Genomic DNA, 22375 nt, shown 5'->3' with positions numbered 1-22375 from the left:
GATTCCCGATCCTTTTGGTTTCCGTCCGATCCGACTTCGTTTTCGATAAGAAACGGCAGCCAGTCCCATCCGCTGCATAAGGCGAGCGACACGGTTCTTGCTGGTAAACAAGCCGCGTTTGCACAACGCTACAGCGATCCGGGGACTGCCATATCGACCCTTGAATTCTTTGTACACTTGCAGAATGGCTTCCTCGAGAATTTCCTGGTCGATGGTTCGTTGACTTTTTCTGCGTTTCTTCCAGTCATAATACCCTTGGGGGCTGATTCCAAGCACTTTACACATGAGCCGGACGGGATAGATTTTTACGTGGCTTTGAATAAACCGATACTTGGCTACTCGGGCTCCTTCAAGAATGCCTGAAACTTTTTTAAAATCTCATTCTCCCTTTCGAGTTCTTCCAAGCGCTTTTGTAGCCGTCTGATTTCGAGATCCTTGTTGGCGATTGGTTTCCCGTTACCTGTAAATGCTTCATCACCGTGTGTTTGATATTCATACACCCATCGGCTCAGCATCGTAGGAAGAATGCCTAAAGCCTTCGCAACATGGGAGACCTTCTTTCCTTCATCCATGATCTGCATCACGGCAGCTATCTTGAAGGCTTTGTCATACTTTTTACGCACCATAGAAAAACAACCCCTTTACACAAAGTTATCCTTAGTCTTAACTCCGTGTAAAGAGGATTGATGAAAGTCCAAATTACCCAACCCAGTGCCGAACAAGACCAAAGTGACAAGAGCTACTGGAGATTATGGGGCAGACTTGGTTCTTGAGAAGGACGGAAAAAAAGATTGTTGTCCAAGCGAAGAGATACAGTAAAAACGTTGGTGTTGAAGCCGTTCAACAGGTGACCACTTCAAAAGCTCATTATTGAGCTACAGAGGCTTGGGTAGTTACAAACCGCGACTTTACTAACGCTGCATATGAGCTGGGGAAATCAAATGGCGTTCGGTTGATCAACCGCGAATCACTTGTAGAGATGATTCTCCAGATGAACCCTGCAGCGAAACCAAATCCGAAACAAGTGATAGAACAAATGCCTCAAAAACAACTAATATGTGACCGGTGTGGTAACCAGATGGTGCTGAGAAAAGGACCCAGAGGAGAGTTTTACGGTTGCTCAGCATACCCCAAATGTAGGAATACAAAAGCGGTGTAAAAGGAAAGAACCCGTCTCCGCAATAAGCAGAGGCGGGTTTGTTGTTGATTCTTTATGTCGGTTTCTGTCGAAACATCTCCCTTGATGACAAAAGTCCTATCCCTCTATTCTGAAAGAAGAAGGAGGAAGAAGGAAATGCAGTATATCATCGGTCTCATTATCATTGGGTTTATCATTTACTTCATCATTACGTATTGGGTGGGAATCCTTCTTTTCGGTCTAGTCTGCATTCTTGGTTACCAAGCGTATCAGAAAGGATTGGGAAACAAAACAGGGAAGTGGTTGGCTGGAGGAGCTTCATTCTTTGCCCTGACTTTTCTTGGCTGGCTTAATGCAGATGAATCCGCAAAAACAGTTCCGGTTAACTCCACTTCAACGAGCCAGTCGAGTTCATCAGGAAAGGAACCGCAGAATACAGAGGCAGCAACAGGAATCAGTACTTCAACGGAGCAATCAACGACGAAGGCAGTGGGGACGACAGCTTCAACAACAGCAGCGGTATCAAAAGTGACATCTACAACATCGAAGGAACCCACTAAACAAACGACCGTTGCTCCCGCCCGAATCAAAGACAAAGTCATCGAGGCTATCGACGGGGACACAATCAAATTGGAACTGAACGGCAAAGAGGAGACGATCCGGTTCTTGCTGGTTGATACCCCGGAAACGCACCATCCGCAGTTAGGAGAGCAACCTTTTGGTAAAGAGGCTGCTGCGTTCACCAAGCAAATGGTAACCGGAAAAACTGTTGAACTTGAGCAGGATGTTACCAACGGTCCCGATAAGTACGGACGCCTACTTTACTACGTGTACGTGGATGGGAAGTCTGTTCAAGAAGCCTTATTTGAGAAAGGACTGGCCCGCGTCGCATACGTTTATGTCCCGAACGTGAAGTAAGTGGACAAGTATCGCGAGATCCAGGCTAAGGCGCAGAAAGCAGGTGTAGGTATCTGGTCGATTGAGAACTATGCTCAGGAAGACGGTTATCATACTGAGGTCGTGAAGAAAAACGGACCAGGAACGGGCAAAAGCACGCCTTCCACACACAAACCAAAACCGCGGCCAGCAGCACAACAACCATCACAAGAGGTCCAAAAATAATGAATGACGTGTTCTACGCGAACTGCAGTGAAGCCAGAGCTGCCGGAGCTGCTCCTATATATCGTGGGGAGCCAGGATATCGACCAAAGCTTGACCGGGATAATGACGGTGTGGCATGTGAGTAACAAAAATACATTACGAGGACTAGAGTAAATTACTTAGTCTAAATAGTGGGGACAATTTCTGTATTAACAATTGAGTAAATAGATAATGGGAGTAGAAGAACTATATGGAAGATTTAAAAAAAGCTGCTGAGAAAATAAAAGATTATTGGTTGTTAATCCCGTTTATTGTTTATACTATTGGTTTTTTTTATGTTCAAGGGCTATTAGGTTCTTTAAAGAAGAAGCCTTTATTTTTCGACTTATCTGGTGTTAGCGCATCTTTTGAATTTTATATAAAAAACGGATTAAAAATATTATATATTTTTGTAATTTCAATGGCATTTGCATTAATTTTATTCAAATACCTTAAAGAAACTACAGTCGTTAATAAAATCAAAGTTTATTATTGGTCACTTTTTTCTACTTTGTTTTTCATAACTGTTGTGATCTGGCTGGTAGTATTAGGATGCATCTTATACAACATTAACAATGAAAACTTAAGGTATTTGCTCGGTTACATAGATGGAGTAATTCTAATTATTAATATTTTTTACTATTGTGTTCTTTTTACTTATTTTTTAATTGGTTTATACATAATTGAAAAAAGTACAAATAAGAAAAACGGTATCGGATTCATTAAAAATGAAAAATATAATAATAAAAGTAAAGAATTTAAAATAAGTGATAATCTGTTCCACCTATTGCTTTTGGTATTCTCTTTAATAATTTCTCTTATCTATTCTGGAATATCGGACCAAACAATTAACGTAGAGAAAGCTCTCAATAATAAAGGTGGTTCCTTGAAATTTGCTGATATATATAGTAACAATCAATTTAAACGCTACCTCTATATAGATATCGTAAATAATTATTTTTATGGTTATGATTTATCATTTGATAACACCACTTCTGTGGTTATTCCTCTTTCAAAAATTGATAAACTAGAAATTATTGAACTTTCTGCACCAATAAAGGTGAAAACGTATAAAAATGGTGATAGCGGTGCAGTGAAAACAATTAAAACTTATTACCATTCTTTAATAACGAAGGATGCTGCTTCGTTTATTAATACTCTATCTTGGAACATTTATAGTAAATTTCCATATTCACTAGTACCTAAAGATACATTAAAAGAGCTTTGGAATATTAAAAATACGGAAAATATTCCAATAAACTATCAAATCTTTGAGGCGATTGATCAAGAAAAATCTAAAGGTACTACGGAGTATCTATATGTTGTGGAATATTACAAAAATGATGTAAAGTATCTTGAGTTTGAGATGATAAAAGAAAAAGAATCATATAAAATTAATCGTATTTCTGACGTAAAACAACCATTTACTATAACCCAAAATTAAATCTACCACTGGTTGAAAAACCAATATACAAGGAGGAATTCGTAAAGAGCAGTAACAGCGTCGTTATGGATAATACCAGCACAAGAAAGAAACGTTTTCGTCCTAAATTTACTGGGGGGTGTCGCGTCTGACCTAGTCGGGATCACTTAACATATGTCATGGAAACCCTTGATTTCTCAAGGATTAGGTATTAATAAAACCCGAGTTTATAAGTCCAAAGATGAATTTGGCCCTCTCGTCGTCTTTCGATGGGTTAGGAGACATATTTGTTCCCCAAAAATGACAGCAATATCCCCTTTTAAATTGAAAGGGGACTATCTCCAAAATCAGAAGCCCTTCCATGATCGGAAGGGCTCTCGCTACTTCTCAAATATTTTAAGAAATTTAGAAAGGGTGGTCATATACTTTTCTGTGGGAAGATACTCGTCTTTCTCCCAACCTTGAATCATTCGGGCACTTAACCCAAAAATCCTAGCGAACCCTACTTTGGTATAACCATGATACAATCGTGCTTTTTTAATTTGTTGGCCAAGGGTTTCCTCGGGAAGGTTTTCAAAACATCCAAGATATGCAACGGAAACACCAAGAGCATCAGCCAGAACTCTTAGGTTAGGGGGTGTTATTGCTGTCTTGTTCTGATCAGCCAATCGTAACGATACGACGCTAAGACCAGTTGCTTTGGCAAGATCGACGAGCAGCATGTTTTTCGAAAGACGAGCGCGCCGCAGCCTACCTCCAGGAGTGTCATCCTCAGGCAAGGCTGGTGACAATGAAGCATCTTTTTCAATCAAAATGTCAACGGTGTTTTCTTCACGCTTGTCCGTGCGGCTTCTACGGCTCCCGCGACCAACGCGAATGCACCTGCTCGCCGCAGCAGATCCAAAAATACCGGGCCAAGCTGTCCGGACCGCTGCTCGACCGGATCGACCTGCATCTGGAGGTGCCGCGCGTGCCGGTGCAGCTGCTTCACGAACGAGCGGCGGGAGAGCCGTCGGAGACGATCCGCAAGCGGGTTGAAGCGGCCCGTGAGATTCAATGCGAGCGTTTTTCCCGGCGACCACAGTTTCCGTTCAACAGCGCGATGAGCGGGGAGGAGCTGCGGCGGTTTGCCCGCATGAACAAAGACGGCCAGGATCTGCTGCAGTTGGCCTTCGAGAGGCTCGGCCTGAGCGCCCGCGCCTACGACCGCATCGTCAAGGTGGCCCGCACCATCGCCGACCTGGCGGGAGCGGAACAGATCGAGGCGGCCCATGTGGCGGAAGCGATCCGGTACCGGGCGTTGGATCGCGGCGTGATGGGATGAGGAATGATTGCCGATTTTTACGAGCGGTTGATTACCAACCGGTTTGCTGCGCAGGCGGCAGCAGGTTACTTTCATGAGCTTATTGGAGAAAGAACGTTGTCTGTGCACGTAAAGCCATCCGGATGGTTGGCTTTATCATTATAAATAGGGATTTAGTCAGTATTTGATAAAATATACAATAATGATGATTTTTAGAATCTGGTTTTTCTTTACGCTAAGCCGTCCACTAATCGCCATTAGCGGTCATCATCCGGTCTGAATCCGTGTTCTTATGCCTGCTAAGGGTCTCAGGAACAGGGCGGATCTAAGCGTACAAAAATCGCCTAAAAGGGGGAATTAAAGAAGTAAAAATCATTTATTTTTGTTGTTGCTCCACGATGCGCTTAGGTCATGTGCGGAGATCGCTGTGGCTTGATCAGGAACCGCTTTGATGCCGGTCTGTTTGTATTCTTGGTTACCAAGCATAACAGAAAGGATTCGGAAGCAAGGCAAGGAAATGATTGGACGGAGGAACAGCATTTTTCGCCAGGCCTTTCTTTGGCTCGCTCGGTTGAAGCGTGCAACCAATTTTACTTTTTAAGGGAAGTGGAAAGTCGTTCCTTATATCCGGTTACCTGGTAAACGGGAGTTCCTAATTTTGCCCAAGTCGCATCGCCATTCTTCATTTTGTATCCTGGGCAAACCATTCCGTTCATCTTGAATGCGACTTCACCGATTTTCTTTCCGCGCCGCCGCAAGCCAGTCGTATCCGACTCATAGTTTTTCTTATACGTGATGTTATTCCACATGATAGCTGGTTCAAATTCATCAATTTTATTGATACAGTTTTCCGTTGCTGGTTCTTTCTTTGCAACATTCCCAATCTCATTGGCTTGAAGAGCGTTGAAATTCATCAGCAGGATGAGCGTGATGGAGATTGCTACAAGTTTCATCATTCCACCTCCTCATCGTCACGTTTAGACGTTATAGATTTCCTTTTTGTTACATTCCATCTAAAGAAAAATCGAGTGGAATGTCCACTCGATTCTCTTACCCCGCAACCTGGCGATGCCAACGACTGACGTAACGACGAGGCATCTATGCGATAAGGAGAGGTATCTTCGTGCCGTGGATCACCTTGTAAACGACGCTGCCCAGCAGGATACCGGCGAGCCGGTTGAGGCCGCGATGGCCCATGGCGATCAAGTCTGAGCCGGTTTCTTCGGCAAACGCTTGGATCAGGTGGCCAGGATCCCCGACAGCCACATGGGTCGTATAGGGCAATTGATGAGAGATGAACCGCTGCTCGTATTTCTCGACAACGGATTTGCCGCTCTCCAACAGTTCTGCATCGCTCGTCCATTCCATGTTTTCCAGGCCGGTGTTCACGATGGGAGGAACAACCACATGCAAAAGGGAGAAGTGTGCTTCTGTTCTACGTCCGAGGTTGATGGCTGCCTCGGCCGCCTTCCATGCGTATTCCGACCCGTCGACAGCGATGAGGATCTTCCGGAAGGGACGGGGGTTCATTTTTGCTTCCGGTATCAGCACGACGGGAATGGTGAGGCGCTGCAGGGTCGGGTAGCTGACGCTGTGGTGCAGGAAGCTGGAGACGGCGTCGTATCCATGCGTCCCCATGATGACAAGGTCGTGGTTGTTTTCTGCATAGCGCCCGATGATCTCATCGGGGACGCCGTACGCTACATGCAAGCTGTGCGGGATGCCCTCCTTCTCCGCCTGCTGCAGAAAGGGGGCCATCATCCGCATCGCATCTTGGCTTTGAATCTCTTTGATCCGCTTGGCACTCAGGTAGTGAACGGTGTGCTGGGCGGGAAACGGCTGTAACACATGAAGAAGCGTCAGATGATCTTCTTGCGTTGCCAACGCCAGGGCGGATTCCAAGGCGCGCTTGGATGGTTCGGAACCATCTATGGGCAGCAATATGCGTATCATGAGCAAATCCCCCTCTCCAACGGTCAGCGAACGACCAGCACAGCGCATTTGGCATGATGGAGCACTAACCGCTGCTGAACGCCATCGGTGGGAAAGGCTGGCGTACAAAGAGAAAGGTAAAATGGGTTTGCGGCAATGCCTGAAAGGCTTTACATGTCCATTGCACCGCTTTATTTGAAGCGTCCGACCCGTCTACAGCGACTAGAACTTTTCGAAACATATCCACCAATTCCTCCCTCTACTGATTCATCAACTCGTTGTTATTTTTTCGGTTTCAGGACTACCGGTTTGTTGGGGGGCTTATGAAACCAGCGGTCGAAAAGCGGGAACAGATAGCGGTCGAGACCGATGGCGCCCGTATTGCGTCCGCCGACTAACAGGAAGACTCCGAACAAAATCATCCGAGGGTTAGAGGAGACGGTTCCGGCCAGCAGGAAAGCGAAGTTCATCATCACTCCAAAGAATCCGGCAGCAGTGGTCAAGCAGCCGAGAATCAAACCAAGACCCACAAGAAACTCTCCCCACGGAATCAGGAAGTTGAACAGCTCGACATGAGGCAGGGCAAAGCTTTGCAGGAACGCTGTGTAGGTAGGATACACCACTTCATTATGGCTGGTAACGGGATGAGCGACAGCGTTCTGCAGGAATTTGGCGGCGCTAAAACCTTTTGCACCAGTCAACTTTTCCCAGCCAGCGGTGAGCCATTCCCACCCGATGTATAAACGGGCGAGTAACAGCAGGACAGAAGCATACCCATTGTTTCGCAGCCAATTGACGATCAAAACGGTCATCTCCATCACATGATCTGATTGGATGAAGCCTTCAGTCAAACGCGTTCGTTTTGACCGAGGGCTCACTTTCATTGTAGGGGCGATGGGATGACGTTGTATGTAGGGGAGCTCCCTGAAACACAGGAGAGCCCTCCCTGATTTCTGTGGAAGGAAATGCTGAAGAAAGGGGAAGGCTGCTCAGCCTGGGCAGGAAATGGCCCGCGTCACGGACTCATTGTTTCATCGTACAGGAACAAAAATGAAAAAATCAGGAGAATTTCCCTTAGGAATAGGGAGTTTCCCGACTTACATGTTCGAGGAAATGTTCTACACTTATGGCATTACGTGATGAAAGCGGGTAATGAAGAGATGGGGAAATCAAGGAAAATCGTCATTGTTGGATGCGGTGAGGTTGGATCGACATTTGCTTTTACCGTTTTATTAAAAGGCTTGGTGAACGAGCTCATCCTCATTGATAAAAACAGAAAAAAAGCGCTGGGTGACGTACTCGATCTCAATCACGGGCTAATGTTAACGCAACCGGTAAATATCAAAGCGGGCGGTTTTGAGGACTGCAAAGATGCTGACATCATTGTGATTGCTGCAGGTGCTGCACAAATGCCAGGAGAGACAAGAATTGATTTGATGAACCGCAATGTCGCCATTTTTCGAGAAATCATTGGCGAGATCAACAAGCATAATCAGTCCGGGATATTGTTGGTCGCAACCAATCCAGTGGATATCCTGACGCAAGTAGCATTAAAATTATCAGGCTGGAAAAGAGGCCACGTGATCGGATCAGGCACGCTGTTAGACACCTCAAGATTCAGATATCTCATCGGCGATACATTAAAGGTCGACCCACGCAGTGTTCACGGACTCATCATTGGTGAACACGGTGATTCAGAGGTCCCCTTATGGAGTTCTTTGACAGTAGCGGGAATTAACGTGGCAAGTAACGATCCAGGAAGTCAATTTTACTTGTCGCCGGAACAAAAGGACCGAATCTTCCACAATACGAAGAATGCCGCTTATCAAATTATCGAAAACAAGGGGGCAACCAATTATGCGATCGCTCTTGCGCTTGCCCGTATTTGTGAATCCATTCTGGAAGACCAAAAGTCCATTTTGCCCGTCTCCTGTTATTTGGAGAATTATCTGGGAGTCAGTGATGTCTGCTTAGGTGTACCGGCGATAATCGGTAAGGATGGAATTGAACAAATTGTTTCTCTTCCTTTGAGCGATACAGAACGCGAATTATTTCAGAGATCCGCCGGCAAGCTTAAAGAGTTGTTAACATCAATCGGTTTTTAATCTGGAGGCACGCATGTGACAAACGAGGAAATGATAACCTTTTTGGAAAGAGCAAGCGTCGATACACGATCCGACTACGCAGCGTTGGCATATGCGAATGAAAACGGAGAAGTCAAATGGCTGCAAGCTGTCGGGAATCGAAGCAACCGATACAAACGGATGACAACATCCATGCGGCAAGGGATTTTCGGCCGGGTAATCAAGCTTGACAGGCCTCTTGTGATGAATCATCTGTCCATCAGAACCTATCAGGAGATTCAAGATTATGCGATTATCCTAACTGAACAACTGAAATCTTTCATTGCCATACCGCATTATCAGGAGGAGCGTGCCAAAGGCTTCACGAACAAAGAGATTGCGGAGCAGCTCTTTATCTCGGTAAAAACGGTTGAATCCCATAAACAAAGAGCGATGGAGAAACTAAACCTAAAAAGCCGCGCCGAACTGGTGAAATACGCGTTGAAAAAAGGACTATTAGATTTCGAGTAACGGCAAATTCGCAGTGGATTTTCTTCCTTCAAACAGCCTTCCGGTCTTTGACCAGGTGACAAACCAGATCCACGGTGAACCGGTTTAACAACGTAAAGACACCGTCCCCGTAATGGAGGGACGGTGTTGTCATTTTCGACGGGCAGTCGCATCTTTGCTCGGAAGCGAATGAGTTGCAATGACAGACAGCGGTTACGTTACTTTGGAAAACGATATTCACAATTTGTTCAGTTTCATCGCGTATGCAAGTTTTATTCGTTTTCTTCGGGATCTGAAGAAAACAGTTCCTCCCCCCCAAAGCTGCAGATCGTTGCTTCAATTCCATCCATCATTTGAGGGATTGTGAAACGTTTGTATATGTATACATTTTGGAGAATAAACACAAACCATCACAGAATTCATTTGTGAATAATTTCACAAAATGATTGGCGCCATCTTCACAATCCGACACGATTCGACCTCTTATACTGAAGATAAGGAACGTTCCTTTCAGCAATCAACAAGGAGGAGAAATCGATGAAACATCCTCTGCACATTACGTCCGAGATCGGTGAACTTCGTACCGTGCTCCTTCATCGACCCGGCAAAGAAGTGGAAAACCTGACCCCGGAATATTTGGAAAGGCTCCTGTTCGATGATATTCCTTATCTGCCGGCAATCCAGAAAGAACATGACTACTTTGCACAAGCGCTTCGCAACCGAGGCATCGAAGTGGTCTATTTGGAAAAGCTGGTCGCGGAAACTCTCAGTTCAAACGAGATCCGAGAACAGTTTGTGGACGACCTTTTGGAGGAGAGCAAAGCCAACATCAACGGCGCATTTCATCATCTCAAAGAATATCTGCTGTCCCTGCCCAATGAAAAGTTAGTGGAACAGGTTATGGCTGGGATACGGAAAAACGAGATCCAGGAAGAGAAGAAGATTCATCTCTACGAAATCATGGAAGACCACTACCCTTTCTACCTGGACCCGATGCCCAACCTGTACTTTACCCGGGACCCGGCCGCCGTTATCGGCGACGGAATTTCCATAAACAGGATGAACCGGGGGGCCCGAAAACGCGAGTCGCTGTTCATGGAGTACATCATCCGCTACCATCCGCGCTACGCGTCCCACAAAATTCCCATCTGGTTCAACCGCGAATTCCGGTTCTCAATGGAAGGCGGTGACCAACTGGTTCTCAGCAAGAATGTATTGGCCATCGGAGTCAGCCAAAGGACCACTGCGCAGGCCATCGAGCGCATTGCGTTGAGCCTGTTTGCCGGCCAGAAGGACATTCGCAAAGTCGTTGCGGTGGAAATCCCAAAATCACGCGCCTTTATGCACCTTGACACCGTATTCACCATGGTCGACCGGGACAAATTTACCGTCCATCCAGCCATTCTGGGTCCGTACGGGGAAATGAGGATATTTATCCTGGAACCGGGCGAAGAAAAAGGAACCGTGAAGATTACCGAACGTAACAACCTGATCCAGACTCTGAAAGAAGTGCTGGACCTGCAGGAGGTGGATCTGATCCCCTGCGGAGGCGGTGACTCGATTGCATCCGCCCGCGAACAGTGGAATGACGGTTCAAACACACTGGCCATCGCACCGGGGGTTGTCATTACCTACGACCGCAACTATGTTTCCAACCAATTGCTGCGGGAGCATGGGGTTGAGGTGATCGAAGTGCCCAGTTCCGAACTGGCCCGCGGACGCGGGGGCCCTCGTTGCATGAGCATGCCGTTGATCCGAGACGATATCTGAACCTATCAACACTATTCCCTGACAAGGAGAGATCGATATGGCATTCAATCTGAAACGGAGACATTTTTTGAAACTGGAAGACTTTACGCCGCAGGAAATCGGATTCCTGCTGGATCTTTCCAAGCAGTTGAAAGCCCAGAAATATGCGGGAGTATTGCCGAAACTGTTGGAGGGCAAAAACATCGCCCTGTTGTTTGAAAAGCCGTCCACCCGTACCCGTTGCGCATTTGTGGTAGCCTGCGTGGATCTTGGCGCCCATCCCGAATACTTGGGCAAGGATGATATCCAGCTGGGGAATAAAGAATCGGTGGCCGATACCGCCAAGGTTCTCGGAAGAATGTTCGACGGCATCGAGTTCCGCGGCTTCAATCACGAAACAGTGGAAGAACTGGCTAAGCACGCAGGGGTTCCCGTATGGAACGGGCTCACCGACAAATACCATCCGACGCAAATTCTTGCTGACTTCCTTACGATTAAGGAGCGTTTTGGCCGCTTGGAAGGAATCAGAATGGCCTACGTCGGTGATGGCCGGAACAACATGGGCAATACGCTGATGATCGGTTCCGCCAAAATGGGACTCGATTTCAGGATTGTGGCACCGAAACAGCTCTGGCCGGAAGAGGATCTCGTGCAAACCGCCCTTGCGATTGCAAAAAACACGGGAGCGGTCATCACCTTGACGGAAGATATTGAAGAAGGAGTCCTCGGGGCCGATGTCATCTACACTGACGTTTGGGTGTCCATGGGAGAAGAAGACCGGTTTGCAGAGCGTATTTCCCTTTTAAAACCCTATCAGGTCAACATGGACATGCTCCGCATGACCGGCAATCCGGACGTTATCTTCCTCCACTGTCTGCCGGCTTTCCATGACCTCGAAACCACAGTGGGGCGAAAAATTTATGAGGAATATGGGCTCCGGGAGATGGAGGTCACCGATGAAGTGTTCCAGAGCAGGCATTCACTGGTGTTTGACCAGGCGGAAAACCGGTTGCACACGATCAAAGCCATCATGGCGGCAACCTTGTAGTTGCCTTGAAGGAGCAACCAATCTAAGGAGTGAGAACAATGAAAGAGAATAAACTCGGACTGTTCTCCCTGACCGCACTGGTAGTCGGATCCATGATCGGTGGAGGCGCCTTCAACCTTCCGAGCGACATGGCGTCCGGAGCCAACAGTGGGGCGGTCATTGTCGGCTGGATCATCACAGGTATCGGCATGATTGCCCTGGCGCTGGTTTACCAGAATCTGGCCCTGCGCAAACCGGAACTGGACGGTGGGATATACAGCTACGCCAGGGCCGGGTTCGGCGAATTTTTGGGCTTTAACTCGGCGTGGGGCTACTGGATCTCCGCCTGGCTGGGAAACGTAGCCTACGCCACGCTCTTGTTCAGTGCTCTCAGCTACTTTTTCCCGGTTTTCGGGGAAGGCAATAACCTGGCATCCATCATCGGGGCAACGATCATTCTATGGGTCGTCCACGCACTGGTCCTGAAAGGTGTCAGAGAAGCTTCATTTATCAATTTGATAACCACCATCGCAAAACTGGTGCCGATCTTTCTGTTCATTATCATCATGATCTTCGCGTTCAAAGCCGACATTTTCCATCAGGATTTCTGGGGGAAAGGTGGATTTGATTGGCCGACGGTGCAGGAACAAGTCAAAAGCACCATGCTGGTAACCCTGTGGGTGTTTATTGGGGTGGAAGGCGCTGTCGTGCTGTCGGGCCGTGCGAAAGAGCGCAGGGATGTCGGTCGGGCTACCGTCATGGGATTGCTTGTCACCATGCTGATCTACGTGTTGATCTCCATCTTCTCGTTGGGAGTTATGAGCCAACCGGAATTGGCGGAGTTGGAACCCCCTTCGATGGCATACGTCATGGAATCGGTAGTCGGCAAATGGGGAGCGGCGGTTATCAATCTCGGTCTGGTGGTGTCCCTGCTGGGAGCCCTGCTGGGATGGACCCTCCTGGCATCGGAAATTCCTTATGTGGCCGCCAAGGATGGCGTGTTGCCGAAATGGCTGGCCAGGGAGAACGAAAACGGAACTCCCAGTGCCTCCCTCTGGCTGACCAACGGATTAATCCAGACTTTCATCCTGCTGGTGCTGTTTTCAGAATCCACCTACAAAGCGCTTTATTCCATGGCCGGGGTCGCGATTCTGCTGCCCTACCTGTTCTCCGCCTTGTACCAATTGAAGCTGGCTTATACGGGTGAAAGTTACGGCGGGGAAGAAAGACGCGGCAAGGACCTGTTCCTTGGCATCGTGGCCACGATCTATTCGATTTGGCTCGTTTATGCGGCAGGGCTGTCGTATCTTCTGATGGTGTCCGTCCTGTACGCGCCGGGAATTTTCTTCTACCTGAAGGCGCGCAAGGAACAAGGAGAAAAGCCGTTCAAGGGGTATGAACTGGGCGCTGCCGCCGTTATCCTGATCATGGCGGCCGTTTCCATCGCCCTCATGGCAAACGGAACCATAGCACCTTAAATATGGGATGGAGAGGAGTACAACATGAAAAGAGTCGTGATCGCTCTTGGCGGAAACGCGTTGCAGAAAGAAAACGAACTGGCTACTGCTGAGTCCCAGCAGAAAGTATGCGAAGAAACCGCCGAACAACTGTTGGATATTATCAAGGCAGGATATGAAATTATGGTGGTCCATGGCAACGGACCGCAAGTTGGCAATCTTGTCCTGCAGCAGCATGCGGCAAATACGGCCAAAACTCCGGCAATGCCGCTGGACACATGTGACGCCATGAGCCAGGGAATGATCGGATACTGGTTGCAGCGGTCCATTGACAAATCGCTGGTTAAGGCTGGCATTCGCAAAGAAGCGGCCACCGTCATTTCACAAGTGGTGGTGGATCCCGATGACCCGGCCTTTGACCATCCAACCAAGCCGATCGGTCCCTTCTATACGGAATCGGAAGCACGGAAGATCATGCGGGAGAAAAACCATGTGTTCAAGGAGGATGCCGGCCGGGGATGGCGGCGGGTGGTTCCCTCCCCGATTCCCATAGATATAGTCGAAAAAGAAGTCATTCGGGACCTGGTTCATGACGGCTACATCGTAATCGGGGTCGGCGGTGGCGGAATTCCGGTCATTCGCCGGGAGGACGGAACACTTGAGGGAGTGGAAGCGGTCATTGACAAAGACCTAGCTGCCGAAAAACTGGCTGAACAGCTCGACGCCGACATCCTGCTGATCCTGACGGCTGTGGAGAAAGTGTCGATCCACTTTCGGCAACCAAATCAAACGGATTTGGGAACGGTTACGACGGAGCAGATGAAGCAATACATTCAGGAAGGACATTTTGCTCCGGGCAGCATGCTTCCGAAAGTGCAGGCGGCGGTGAAGTTTGCGGAATCCAAAACCGGTAGAACCGCCATCATCACATCCTTGGAAAAAGCCTACGCCGCCCTGCTTGGAGAGGGAGGCACCCGAATTTTCGCCCGCTGATAAAAGGAGGGAGAGAGCCGGGGTTAAACCGGCCTCTCTTTCTCATCCCATCAAGTCAAAAAGAATGCGGGATCCTTGATGGTGATGATTTTGTGGGAAATATCCAGTTTCCCGGCCGCTTTGTATTCCTGCAGGACATGGCTGACCGTTTCCCGGCTGGTGCCGGACATTTTGGCCAGATCGGTCGTTGTGATTGGGCAGGGGATACAGAAGTCGGCAGAATCCGTCTTCTCTCCTATATCCTGCATCAGGAAACCGATCAGATGGCGTACCCGGTCGGATGCGTGAACCTGGGTCAATTTCTGGATTCGCACTTCATGTTTATACACTTTGTCTCCCATGGTCTTGATCAGATTGATCAGAGCCATGGGGTCATTCTGCACGAGACGTTCAAATGTGGCCGTTGCAATGTAGAGCACTTCAATATCGGTGACGGCTTCCGCTGAAAATCGGTAGAACTTGTCCTGGAACAACCCGACGTAGGGAAACATGCTGTAGGGTTTCAGATACATCAAGAACTGGCTGGAGCAATCTTCGTTCATCTCAGATAGTTTGATGTACCCGCTGAGAGAAAAGTAGATTCGGTCCCGCGGATCTTCTGTCATGAACAGGATTTGCCCCTTGTGGTACTTTCTGCAGAAAGCGTTTTCCAGAATCTCCTGGATTCGCTTGTCAGGAAGATTGTGAAACACAGGGAAATGATGATAGTGGCGTTCCAATGCGAGTCGCATTTTTACACCTCCCAGACAGCGTTACTTATATTTTAAACGTTGATGAACGAAAACCAGTGCGGCGATCATGACAATTTCTCTAACCTTTCAGAAAGGAGGGGGGTGTCCATGAGCCCGGTCACCCATCTCAGCCGCAAGGAATTCTATCAAGCGGTAGAGGAACAACTGTACAGCATGGGGCTGCAAATCGTAGAGTGGGACGTGTTTTTGCTCAGGGTGCAGCTGGCGGATCGTTCCGTTGTCGACCTGGATTTGAAGGCGGTCTGGGATCAGTACAAATACGATCCCCGAACTGAGACGGTTCGTGATTTCTTGCGATTGGAACTGGCGTTTTTGCAGAAAGAAGACGAAGCGGTCATGATTCGGCCTGTTACCTGTATAGGATGCGGGAAAGAATTTTTTACCTGGAAAGACATATTATACTGCTCTGAACAATGCAGATTGTTCCAACAAGAGTAACCCGGTTAAAGGGAATGGGAAAATAGGGAAACGGCTTGGTCGGTATATCAAGCGCCAAGCGTTAGCCGCTCGGCGCTTTTTTGGCGGATGATGGGGATACTGTGACGTTCACCTATTTTGATAAAACGGAGCAGGTAGAAAAACAGGAAACGATCTCGGTTGAAGAGTTGATTTCCAAGCTGATTCGCCATATGGAAATAACGGGTGAGCATGCCGTTTTCCTTTCAGACGGACGGAGGCGTGCATCTTTTCCCAATTGAATCGCCTGAATTGTTGTAATATAATTACAATACCAACCGGTTAGTATTCTGTTTGCCAAGGAGGCATGCACGTGAATTTTGATTACAGCGACAAAGTAAAGGACCTGCAGCGGCGGTTGACACAGTTCATGGACGAAGTGGTCTATCCAAATGAAGCGGTCTATGAGCGCCAGCTGAACGAAGGGCCGGATCGCTGGCATGTACCGCCGATCATGGAGGAATTGAAGGCAAAGGCCAAGGCGGCGGGATTGTGGAACCTGTTTTTGCCGGAGAGCGAATACGGCGCAGGACTGACCAATCTTGAATACGCGCCGCTGTGCGAAATCATGGGACGTTCCTTCATCGCGCCGGAAGTGTTCAACTGCGCCGCACCGGACACGGGCAACATGGAAGTGCTGGTCCGCTACGGCACCGAAGAGCAGAAACAGAAGTGGCTCATTCCGCTGCTAAACGGCGAGATCCGCTCCTGCTTCTCCATGACGGAGCCCGCTGTGGCGTCATCCGATGCCACCAACATCGAAACGACGATTGAGCGGGACGGGGACGAATATGTCGTCACCGGCCGGAAATGGTGGTCGTCGGGGGCGGGCGATCCGCGCTGCAAGATTGCCATCGTCATGGGCAAATCGAATCCGTCGGCGCCGAAACATGAACAGCATGCGATGATTCTGGTCCCGCTGGATACGCCCGGAGTGAAGATCACACGCCGCCTGCCTGTCTTTGGCTACGATCACGCCCCCCACGGCCATGCGGAAATTGAATATGACCGGGTGCGGGTTCCCGCTTCCAACATCATCTGGGGGGAAGGAAAAGGCTTTGCCATCGCGCAGGGAAGGCTTGGCCCCGGACGGATCCATCACTGCATGCGCCTGATCGGGGCGGCGGAGCGGGCGCTGGAGATCATGTGCAGGCGGGTGAAGGAACGGGTCGCCTTTGGCAGGTCTTTGGCGGAACAGGGAGTGATGCAGGAATGGATCGCCAACTCCCGCATCGAGATCGAGCAGGCGCGCCTGCTCACCCTGAAAGCCGCGTATATGATGGACACCGTGGGCAACAAGGCGGCGAAAAAAGAGATCGCCATGATCAAGGTGGTCGCTCCCAATATGGCTTTGCAGGTGCTGGACCGCGCGATACAGGCGCTTGGCGCGGCGGGCGTGAGCGAAGATTTTCCGCTGGCCGCCCATTGGGCCAATGCCCGGACGCTGCGGCTGGCTGACGGACCGGATGAAGTTCACCGTGCCGCTATCGCCAAATTGGAATTGAAAGCGTATTCATAGCATCTGTTATAGAAGACGGTCAAGATACCGACCGCCTGGAATGTTCCGGCACCATCGCCACCAAACAAATGTCGAGGAGGGTTGGCATGAATATCGGCGATATCCGTGTCTGCATGAAGGGCCTCCATCATCCGCCCGGCCCATTCGCCTTGATGGGTTTGTCGGGCATTGATACGGCTTGTAATGTGCAGCAGCGCTATGCGGAGACAGGAGATCCTGCAGTTAAGCCTGCGGCATGCACCGAAGAGAAGGGGAAGGCGGGGACACCGGGCCGGAAAACCGGCAAAGGATGGGATGACGATGCATAGGCAAGGTGATGGTATGGCGGATAACGAGCAGGCAAAACGCATGTCCGCGCGTCGGGATACGATTGCCGTACGCCGGGGGGAGGAGCTGGATGTACAGCGGCTGGAACGCTATCTGCGCGAAAAGCTTGGCATCGCGGATCGTTCCCCGCTGGTCATCCGGCAGTTTGGCAATGGGGCATCAAATCTGACGTACGAATTGCGGATCGGCGGTTGGGAGGCCGTCCTGCGCCGCCCTCCCCTCGGCCCCGTGGCGCCCAAGGCCCACGACATGGGACGTGAATACATGATCCTAAGCAGGCTTCATCCTGTTTTTCCGTTGGCTCCCCGGCCGTATGCATACTGTGACGATCCCGCTGTCCTGGGAAGCCCCTTTTTCGTCATGGAGCGGCGCCATGGCGTCGTCCTGAATACCGAGTTTCCGGAGGAGTGGGAACCGACGCCAGAGCTGTGCCGCCGCATCTCGGAGACGATGGTGGACCGGCTGGTGGAGCTGCACGGCATCGATTACGAGGCGGCGGGGCTAGGAGGCATCGGCTATCCCGAAGGCTTTCTGACGCGCCAGGTAAACGGCTGGATCGCGCGGTACGAGCGGGCCAAAACGGATGAGATCCCGGGCGTGGAAGAGCTGCAGCGGTGGTTGGCGGACCATGTGCCCCCATCCCCGCAGCCGGCGGTCATCCATTACGATTACAAGCTGAACAACGTCATGTTTGACGCTGAAGATCCAAGCCGGATGGTGGGCATCTTCGACTGGGAGATGACCACCATCGGAGACCCGCTGGCCGATCTGGGGTGCGCCTTGAGCTATTGGACCCAGGATGGCGATCCCGATCTCCTCAAATACGGGATGGGGAAGCCTTCCGTCACCGTGCTGCCCGGCTTCATGACACGGGCGGAGTTTATCGAGGCGTATGCCCGGAAAAGCGGACGCGACATTTCCCGCCTTCCCTACTACCTGACTTTTGCCTACTTCAAGCTGGCGGTCATCTGCCAACAAATCTACTACCGCTGGAAGAAGGGGCAGACGCAGGACGAGCGGTTTGAAAGGTATGGGGCGTTCACGCGCACGTTGCTGGCCGCCGCGCAGGAGATGGCGCGACAACCCTGACGTCCCTGCGGCGGATGCCTGAATACCTAGCCATGGAAGAAGACAAAGGAGTTGATCACGATGAGAGCCGTTCAGTTTCAGACGTATGGACCGCCCGATGTGCTGCAGGTCGTCGAGGTTCCCGTGCCAGCGGTAAAACCGGGCCATGTGCTGGTGCAAGTCAAGGCGGCAGGCGTGAACTTTGCCGATACGGCTCGGCGATACGGCCGCTATTTGGCGGAAACTCCGCTGCCGTACATACCCGGCTCGGAAGTGGCCGGTGTGATTACAGAAGTGTCGCCCGAGGTGGCCGGCTTCCAACCGGGCGACCGGGTCGTTGCGCTCACGGAGAGCGGCTGCTATGCGGAGTATGTGACGCTGCACGAGAAGCAGCTGATTCGGATACCGGAAGGCGTCGGGTTCGAGCAGGCGGCTGCCATCCTGCTGCAGGGGCTTACCGCCTATCATATCTTGAAAACATCGGCCCGCATGAGTCCGGGAGAAACGGTATTGGTGCACGCGGCAGCCGGCGGCGTGGGTACGCTGGCTGTCCAGCTGGCGAAGCGGATGGGCGCCGGTCTGGTCATCGCGACGGCCGGCAGCCCGGAGAAGCTGGAGCTTGCCCGCTCGCTGGGCGCAGATGTCGGGCTCAACTACCGCGAGGACGACTGGGCCGACCGGGTGATGGACATCACGGGCAACAAAGGGGCGGATGTCATTCTGGAGATGGTGGGCGGCGAGATTTTCAAAAAAAGCTTGCACTGCTTGTCGACGTTTGGCCGTCTGGTCGTCTACGGACGAGCGGGCGGCACCGAGACCCGGTTTGACCCTGCGCTCCTGATGCAGCGCAGTGCAAGCGTCATCGGGTTCTGGCTGGTCCATGTCATGCAGAATTCCGCGCTGTACAGGGAGAGTGTCCGGGAGCTGCTCGGCTATCTCGGGGAAGGCGCCTTGCGGGTGATCATCGGGGAAACGTTGCCGCTGGCGGAAGCACAAAAGGCCCATGAGCGGCTGGAAGGAAGACAGACCACCGGCAAGGTCGTGCTGCTTCCTTAGCCGGTTCACAGAGGAGGGGACGGAATGGAGAGCCTGTTTGATTTGACCGGCCGCGTGGCGATTGTAACAGGCGGCAGCAGGGGCCTGGGAGCAGGCATGGCGAGGGCGCTGGCATCGCACGGGGCCGATGTGGTGGTCGTCAGCCGCCATGCAGCGGAGGGAGAGCTGGTAGCGGAGGAGATCCGCGCCATGGGCCGGCGATCGTTCGCGCTGGCCGTAGACGTGCAGGATGTGGCTGCGCTGCACCGGATGGCGCAGACGGTAAAGGAGCGGTTCGGCCGCATCGATATTCTGGTTAACAATGCGGGCGTCGGCATAACCAGGTTTGCGCTGGACGTAACGGAAGAGGATTGGGACAAGGTGATGGATACCAACCTGAAGGGCGTCTTTTTCTGTGCCCAAGCCGTGGCGAAGGTCATGAAGGAGCAGCATGGCGGGAAAATCATCAATATTGCTTCCGTCGCCGGCGCGATGGGGGCCGTTGCAATCGCCCCGTATTGCGCCAGCAAGGCCGGCGTCATCAATCTGACGCGAGCCCTCGCCAAGGAATGGGCGCGGTACAACATCCAGGTGAACGCCATCGGTCCCGGCTATATCAAGACGGCGATCAACGAGGCGGAATTGTCCAACGAAGCCTTTTTGCAAAAAGTGCTCTCTTCCCTGGCCATCAAAAGGCTGGGCGAAGTGGACGACCTGGCGGGAACCGTTTTGCTGCTGGCTTCCGATGCCTCCCAATACATCACCGGCCAAACGATTTTCATTGACGGAGGGACGTTGGCATGAACCGTCATGTTGCCTTCTGGCCCAAAAGATTGCCGACGACGCTCACGGTTCCCAAAACCACCATTGATGCCAACCTGGCAGTCTCCGCCAACCGCTATCCGGACAAGGCGGCCATCTGGTATTACGGTCGTGTCATCACGTATCGGGAACTGGACGATGACGTGAACAACATGGCTGGATTTCTACAAAAGAAGCTGAACGTCGCCAAAGGGGACCGCGTCCTTCTTTACATGCAAAACTCTCCGCCCTATATCATGGCGTACTATGCCATTCTCCGGGCGGGGGCGGTTGTGGTGCCTATCAACCCGATGAATACGACGGAGGAACTTGCTTTTTACCTCGAGGACAGCGAAGCAAAAGTGGCCGTCGTCGGACAGGAGCTGTATGACCGGATCGCGCCGCTCTTGGAACGAACCCCACTGGAACATGTGATCACCGCCGCCTATTCGGAGTACGCCAATCCGAGCGGAGAGGAGCCGCTCCCGGCGTTTCTGCTGGCCGCGAGTGAACGGATGCAGGATGAGCGTGTGACTCCGTGGAGCGAAGCGCTGTCAGCCGGCTGTGCGCCGGACGCCGTGGCCTTCTCCACTGACGATATGGCCGTTTTGCCGTATACGTCCGGTACGACCGGCATACCCAAGGGATGTATGCACACCCATCGTACGGTCCAGGCCAATATCCTCGGCTCCGTCGCCTGGGGGAATCTGACGGCCGACACGGTCTCTCTTTCTGCACTGCCGTTTTTTCACGTGACCGGCATGCAGCACAGCATGAATGCCCCCATCTTCAGCGGCTCTACGATCGTGCTGATGACCAGGTGGGACCGGGAGACAGCCAAGTGGTTGATCCGGCAGCATGGCTGCACGCATTGGGTGAACATCAGCACCATGCTGATCGATTTCCTTTCCACTCCCGGCTTGACCAGGGAGGACGTGCAGTCCTTGTGCTACATCGCGGGAGGGGGTGCCCCCCTGCCTGAAGCGGTCGGCAAGAAGCTGCTGGAGCTGACCGGTCTTATGTATGTCGAAGGATACGGCTTGACCGAAACCATCTCCCAAACCCACTTTAACCCGCCTGACCGCCCGAAGCTTCAGTGTCTGGGCATCCCGTCATTTGACGTGGAGGCGAAAGTGGTCCATCCGGTAACCTTGCAGGAGCTGGGGCCGGGAGAAGAAGGGGAATTGATCGTCCATGGTCCGCAGGTTTTCAAGGGCTACTGGAAACGTCCGGAGGAAACGGAACAAGCATTTGTCCGGAAGGAAGGGAAGCCGTTTTTCCGGACCGGGGACATTGTCAAATTCGATGACGAGGGCTATTTCTTCATGGTGGACCGGGTGAAGCGGATGATCAACGCTGCGGGGTACAAAGTCTGGCCGACGGAAGTGGAGTCGGTGCTCTACAAGCATCCGGCCGTGGAACAGGCTTGTGTCATCGGGGTGCCGGACGAGCGCAGAGGGGAGCAGGTCAAAGCGTATATCGTGCTGCGGGAAAGCTGCCGGGACAAGACGGGCGCGCAGGAACTGATCGACTGGGCAAGCACGCAGATGGCGTCCTACAAATACCCGCGGATCGTGGAATTCGTCGATCGGCTGCCGATTTCCGGAAGCGGAAAAATCTTGTGGAGAGTGCTGCAGGAACAGGAGAGGAGCAAGCGGCAAAACGCATGATACCTTCATTTC

25 protein-coding genes and 2 pseudogenes are annotated in these 22375 nt (G+C 51.2%); 19 read left to right on the top strand and 8 right to left on the bottom strand.

All coding sequences use genetic code 11. From position 1 onward, the window contains the following. The coding region (locus G3578_RS21425; protein ID WP_206529912.1) for an IS3 family transposase at positions 1–285 on the bottom strand (285 nt) is incomplete at its 3' end. Positions 286–335: 50 nt separating this feature from the next. After that, the gene (locus tag G3578_RS20430) at positions 336–626 is read right to left on the bottom strand and encodes a transposase (protein WP_035300391.1); all 291 of its coding nucleotides are present in this window, start codon (positions 624–626) and stop codon (positions 336–338) included. Positions 627–751: 125 nt separating this feature from the next. Between G3578_RS20430 and G3578_RS21315 the strand changes: the two are divergent. The 5 genes and pseudogenes from G3578_RS21315 to G3578_RS20410 form a co-directional block, all read left to right on the top strand. Next, positions 752–925: pseudogene (locus G3578_RS21315) on the top strand (restriction endonuclease); the annotation flags it as partial. 54 nt (positions 926–979) lie between these two features. Continuing rightward, on the top strand, positions 980–1159 hold the full coding sequence (locus G3578_RS21310; RefSeq protein ID WP_346774043.1) for a topoisomerase DNA-binding C4 zinc finger domain-containing protein: 180 nt from the start codon (positions 980–982) through the stop codon (positions 1157–1159). Positions 1160–1294: 135 nt separating this feature from the next. Further along, positions 1295–2056: a thermonuclease family protein gene (locus tag G3578_RS21420; protein ID WP_481752760.1), complete on the top strand. Its 762-nt coding sequence runs from the start codon at positions 1295–1297 to the stop codon at positions 2054–2056. Between the two features lie 203 nt (positions 2057–2259). After that, positions 2260–2385: an excalibur calcium-binding domain-containing protein gene (locus tag G3578_RS21415; RefSeq protein WP_206529910.1), complete on the top strand. Its 126-nt coding sequence runs from the start codon at positions 2260–2262 to the stop codon at positions 2383–2385. A 104-nt stretch (positions 2386–2489) separates the two neighbouring features. Beyond that, on the top strand, positions 2490–3722 hold the full coding sequence (locus tag G3578_RS20410; protein ID WP_165215628.1) for a hypothetical protein: 1233 nt from the start codon (positions 2490–2492) through the stop codon (positions 3720–3722). Positions 3723–4081: 359 nt separating this feature from the next. Here G3578_RS20410 and G3578_RS20405 read toward each other — a convergent pair whose 3' ends face one another. Beyond that, a complete protein-coding gene (locus G3578_RS20405) occupies positions 4082–4492 on the bottom strand; it encodes a helix-turn-helix domain-containing protein (RefSeq protein WP_241254738.1) in 411 nt (136 codons plus the stop codon). Here G3578_RS20405 and G3578_RS20400 point away from each other — a divergent pair. Then, complete coding sequence (locus G3578_RS20400; protein WP_165215626.1) at positions 4492–5025, top strand: magnesium chelatase subunit ChlI family protein; 534 nt, start codon at positions 4492–4494, stop codon at positions 5023–5025. The two genes, G3578_RS20405 and G3578_RS20400, sit on opposite strands and share 1 nt — an antisense overlap. A 569-nt stretch (positions 5026–5594) precedes the next feature. Here G3578_RS20400 and G3578_RS20395 read toward each other — a convergent pair. From G3578_RS20395 to G3578_RS20380, 4 genes are all read right to left on the bottom strand, one after another. Further along, complete coding sequence (locus tag G3578_RS20395; protein ID WP_165215623.1) at positions 5595–5957, bottom strand: hypothetical protein; 363 nt, start codon at positions 5955–5957, stop codon at positions 5595–5597. A 145-nt stretch (positions 5958–6102) separates the two neighbouring features. Continuing rightward, a complete protein-coding gene (locus tag G3578_RS20390; RefSeq protein ID WP_165215621.1) occupies positions 6103–6957 on the bottom strand; it encodes a universal stress protein in 855 nt (284 codons plus the stop codon). Between the two features lie 64 nt (positions 6958–7021). Then, a complete protein-coding gene (locus G3578_RS21410; RefSeq protein ID WP_481752761.1) occupies positions 7022–7177 on the bottom strand; it encodes a universal stress protein in 156 nt (51 codons plus the stop codon). Between the two features lie 40 nt (positions 7178–7217). Next, positions 7218–7739, bottom strand: a complete 522-nt coding sequence (locus G3578_RS20380; protein ID WP_241254737.1) for a DoxX family protein — start codon at positions 7737–7739, stop codon at positions 7218–7220. A gap of 357 nt (positions 7740–8096) precedes the next feature. On the opposite strand from G3578_RS20380, the gene G3578_RS20375 reads away from it, so the two are divergent. The 6 genes and pseudogenes from G3578_RS20375 (at position 8097) to arcC (ending at position 14735) form a co-directional block, all read left to right on the top strand. Continuing rightward, a complete protein-coding gene (locus tag G3578_RS20375) occupies positions 8097–9041 on the top strand; it encodes an L-lactate dehydrogenase (protein ID WP_165215640.1) in 945 nt (314 codons plus the stop codon). Between the two features lie 330 nt (positions 9042–9371). After that, positions 9372–9530: pseudogene (locus G3578_RS21065) on the top strand (response regulator transcription factor); the annotation flags it as partial. A 516-nt stretch (positions 9531–10046) separates the two neighbouring features. Continuing rightward, the gene (arcA, locus tag G3578_RS20365; RefSeq protein ID WP_165215617.1) at positions 10047–11279 is read left to right on the top strand and encodes an arginine deiminase; all 1233 of its coding nucleotides are present in this window, start codon (positions 10047–10049) and stop codon (positions 11277–11279) included. Positions 11280–11316: 37 nt separating this feature from the next. Beyond that, on the top strand, positions 11317–12306 hold the full coding sequence (argF, locus tag G3578_RS20360) for an ornithine carbamoyltransferase (protein WP_206529909.1): 990 nt from the start codon (positions 11317–11319) through the stop codon (positions 12304–12306). Positions 12307–12344: 38 nt separating this feature from the next. Further along, complete coding sequence (gene arcD / locus G3578_RS20355) at positions 12345–13763, top strand: arginine-ornithine antiporter (RefSeq protein ID WP_165215615.1); 1419 nt, start codon at positions 12345–12347, stop codon at positions 13761–13763. A gap of 24 nt (positions 13764–13787) precedes the next feature. Beyond that, positions 13788–14735 (top strand): carbamate kinase, encoded by a 948-nt coding sequence (gene arcC, locus G3578_RS20350; RefSeq protein ID WP_165215613.1) that lies wholly within the window; start codon positions 13788–13790, stop codon positions 14733–14735. 50 nt (positions 14736–14785) lie between these two features. On the opposite strand, the gene G3578_RS20345 is transcribed toward arcC, so the two are convergent. Beyond that, positions 14786–15466 carry a Crp/Fnr family transcriptional regulator gene (locus G3578_RS20345; RefSeq protein ID WP_165215611.1) on the bottom strand — a complete coding sequence of 227 codons (681 nt, stop codon included), beginning with the start codon at positions 15464–15466 and terminating at the stop codon, positions 14786–14788. 108 nt (positions 15467–15574) lie between these two features. On the opposite strand from G3578_RS20345, the gene G3578_RS20340 reads away from it, so the two are divergent. From G3578_RS20340 to G3578_RS20310, 7 genes are all read left to right on the top strand, one after another. Further along, positions 15575–15925, top strand: a complete 351-nt coding sequence (locus G3578_RS20340) for a hypothetical protein (protein WP_165215610.1) — start codon at positions 15575–15577, stop codon at positions 15923–15925. 331 nt (positions 15926–16256) lie between these two features. Beyond that, positions 16257–17462 (top strand): acyl-CoA dehydrogenase family protein, encoded by a 1206-nt coding sequence (locus G3578_RS20335; RefSeq protein ID WP_165215609.1) that lies wholly within the window; start codon positions 16257–16259, stop codon positions 17460–17462. An 86-nt stretch (positions 17463–17548) separates the two neighbouring features. Next, positions 17549–17770 carry a 3-hydroxyacyl-CoA dehydrogenase family protein gene (locus G3578_RS20330; protein WP_346774042.1) on the top strand — a complete coding sequence of 74 codons (222 nt, stop codon included), beginning with the start codon at positions 17549–17551 and terminating at the stop codon, positions 17768–17770. 13 nt (positions 17771–17783) lie between these two features. Next, positions 17784–18878: a phosphotransferase family protein gene (locus G3578_RS20325; protein ID WP_165215633.1), complete on the top strand. Its 1095-nt coding sequence runs from the start codon at positions 17784–17786 to the stop codon at positions 18876–18878. A 60-nt stretch (positions 18879–18938) separates the two neighbouring features. Then, entirely contained in the window at positions 18939–19913 is a 975-nt protein-coding gene (locus G3578_RS20320) for a quinone oxidoreductase family protein (RefSeq protein WP_165215606.1), read from the top strand. Between the two features lie 24 nt (positions 19914–19937). Next, positions 19938–20696, top strand: a complete 759-nt coding sequence (locus G3578_RS20315; RefSeq protein ID WP_165215605.1) for an SDR family NAD(P)-dependent oxidoreductase — start codon at positions 19938–19940, stop codon at positions 20694–20696. Next, positions 20693–22363, top strand: a complete 1671-nt coding sequence (locus G3578_RS20310; RefSeq protein WP_165215604.1) for a long-chain fatty acid--CoA ligase — start codon at positions 20693–20695, stop codon at positions 22361–22363. Before G3578_RS20315 ends, G3578_RS20310 begins: the two co-directional genes overlap by 4 nt. Positions 22364–22375: the final 12 nt, after the last annotated feature.

This window comes from Brevibacillus sp. SYP-B805 (assembly GCF_011059135.1).
Lineage (GTDB): Bacteria > Bacillota > Bacilli > Brevibacillales > Brevibacillaceae > Brevibacillus_F.
This window is presented reverse-complemented; position numbering and strand designations above follow the sequence as displayed.

Excerpts from the sequence above, each read along its gene's own strand:
- G3578_RS20430 (WP_035300391.1), bottom strand. The coding sequence starts at position 626 with ATGGTGCGTAAAAAGTATGACAAAGCCTTCAAGATAGCTGCCGTGATG.
- G3578_RS21310 (WP_346774043.1), top strand. The coding sequence starts at position 980 with ATGATTCTCCAGATGAACCCTGCAGCGAAACCAAATCCGAAACAAGTG.
- G3578_RS21420 (WP_481752760.1), top strand. The coding sequence starts at position 1,295 with ATGCAGTATATCATCGGTCTCATTATCATTGGGTTTATCATTTACTTC.
- G3578_RS21415 (WP_206529910.1), top strand. The coding sequence starts at position 2,260 with ATGAATGACGTGTTCTACGCGAACTGCAGTGAAGCCAGAGCTGCCGGA.
- G3578_RS20410 (WP_165215628.1), top strand. The coding sequence starts at position 2,490 with ATGGAAGATTTAAAAAAAGCTGCTGAGAAAATAAAAGATTATTGGTTG.
- G3578_RS20400 (WP_165215626.1), top strand. The coding sequence starts at position 4,492 with ATGAAGCATCTTTTTCAATCAAAATGTCAACGGTGTTTTCTTCACGCT.
- G3578_RS20395 (WP_165215623.1), bottom strand. The coding sequence starts at position 5,957 with ATGAAACTTGTAGCAATCTCCATCACGCTCATCCTGCTGATGAATTTC.
- G3578_RS20390 (WP_165215621.1), bottom strand. The coding sequence starts at position 6,957 with ATGATACGCATATTGCTGCCCATAGATGGTTCCGAACCATCCAAGCGC.
- G3578_RS21410 (WP_481752761.1), bottom strand. The coding sequence starts at position 7,177 with ATGTTTCGAAAAGTTCTAGTCGCTGTAGACGGGTCGGACGCTTCAAAT.
- G3578_RS20375 (WP_165215640.1), top strand. The coding sequence starts at position 8,097 with ATGGGGAAATCAAGGAAAATCGTCATTGTTGGATGCGGTGAGGTTGGA.
- arcA (WP_165215617.1), top strand. The coding sequence starts at position 10,047 with ATGAAACATCCTCTGCACATTACGTCCGAGATCGGTGAACTTCGTACC.
- argF (WP_206529909.1), top strand. The coding sequence starts at position 11,317 with ATGGCATTCAATCTGAAACGGAGACATTTTTTGAAACTGGAAGACTTT.
- arcD (WP_165215615.1), top strand. The coding sequence starts at position 12,345 with ATGAAAGAGAATAAACTCGGACTGTTCTCCCTGACCGCACTGGTAGTC.
- arcC (WP_165215613.1), top strand. The coding sequence starts at position 13,788 with ATGAAAAGAGTCGTGATCGCTCTTGGCGGAAACGCGTTGCAGAAAGAA.
- G3578_RS20345 (WP_165215611.1), bottom strand. The coding sequence starts at position 15,466 with ATGCGACTCGCATTGGAACGCCACTATCATCATTTCCCTGTGTTTCAC.
- G3578_RS20340 (WP_165215610.1), top strand. The coding sequence starts at position 15,575 with ATGAGCCCGGTCACCCATCTCAGCCGCAAGGAATTCTATCAAGCGGTA.
- G3578_RS20330 (WP_346774042.1), top strand. The coding sequence starts at position 17,549 with ATGAATATCGGCGATATCCGTGTCTGCATGAAGGGCCTCCATCATCCG.
- G3578_RS20325 (WP_165215633.1), top strand. The coding sequence starts at position 17,784 with ATGGCGGATAACGAGCAGGCAAAACGCATGTCCGCGCGTCGGGATACG.
- G3578_RS20320 (WP_165215606.1), top strand. The coding sequence starts at position 18,939 with ATGAGAGCCGTTCAGTTTCAGACGTATGGACCGCCCGATGTGCTGCAG.
- G3578_RS20315 (WP_165215605.1), top strand. The coding sequence starts at position 19,938 with ATGGAGAGCCTGTTTGATTTGACCGGCCGCGTGGCGATTGTAACAGGC.
- G3578_RS20310 (WP_165215604.1), top strand. The coding sequence starts at position 20,693 with ATGAACCGTCATGTTGCCTTCTGGCCCAAAAGATTGCCGACGACGCTC.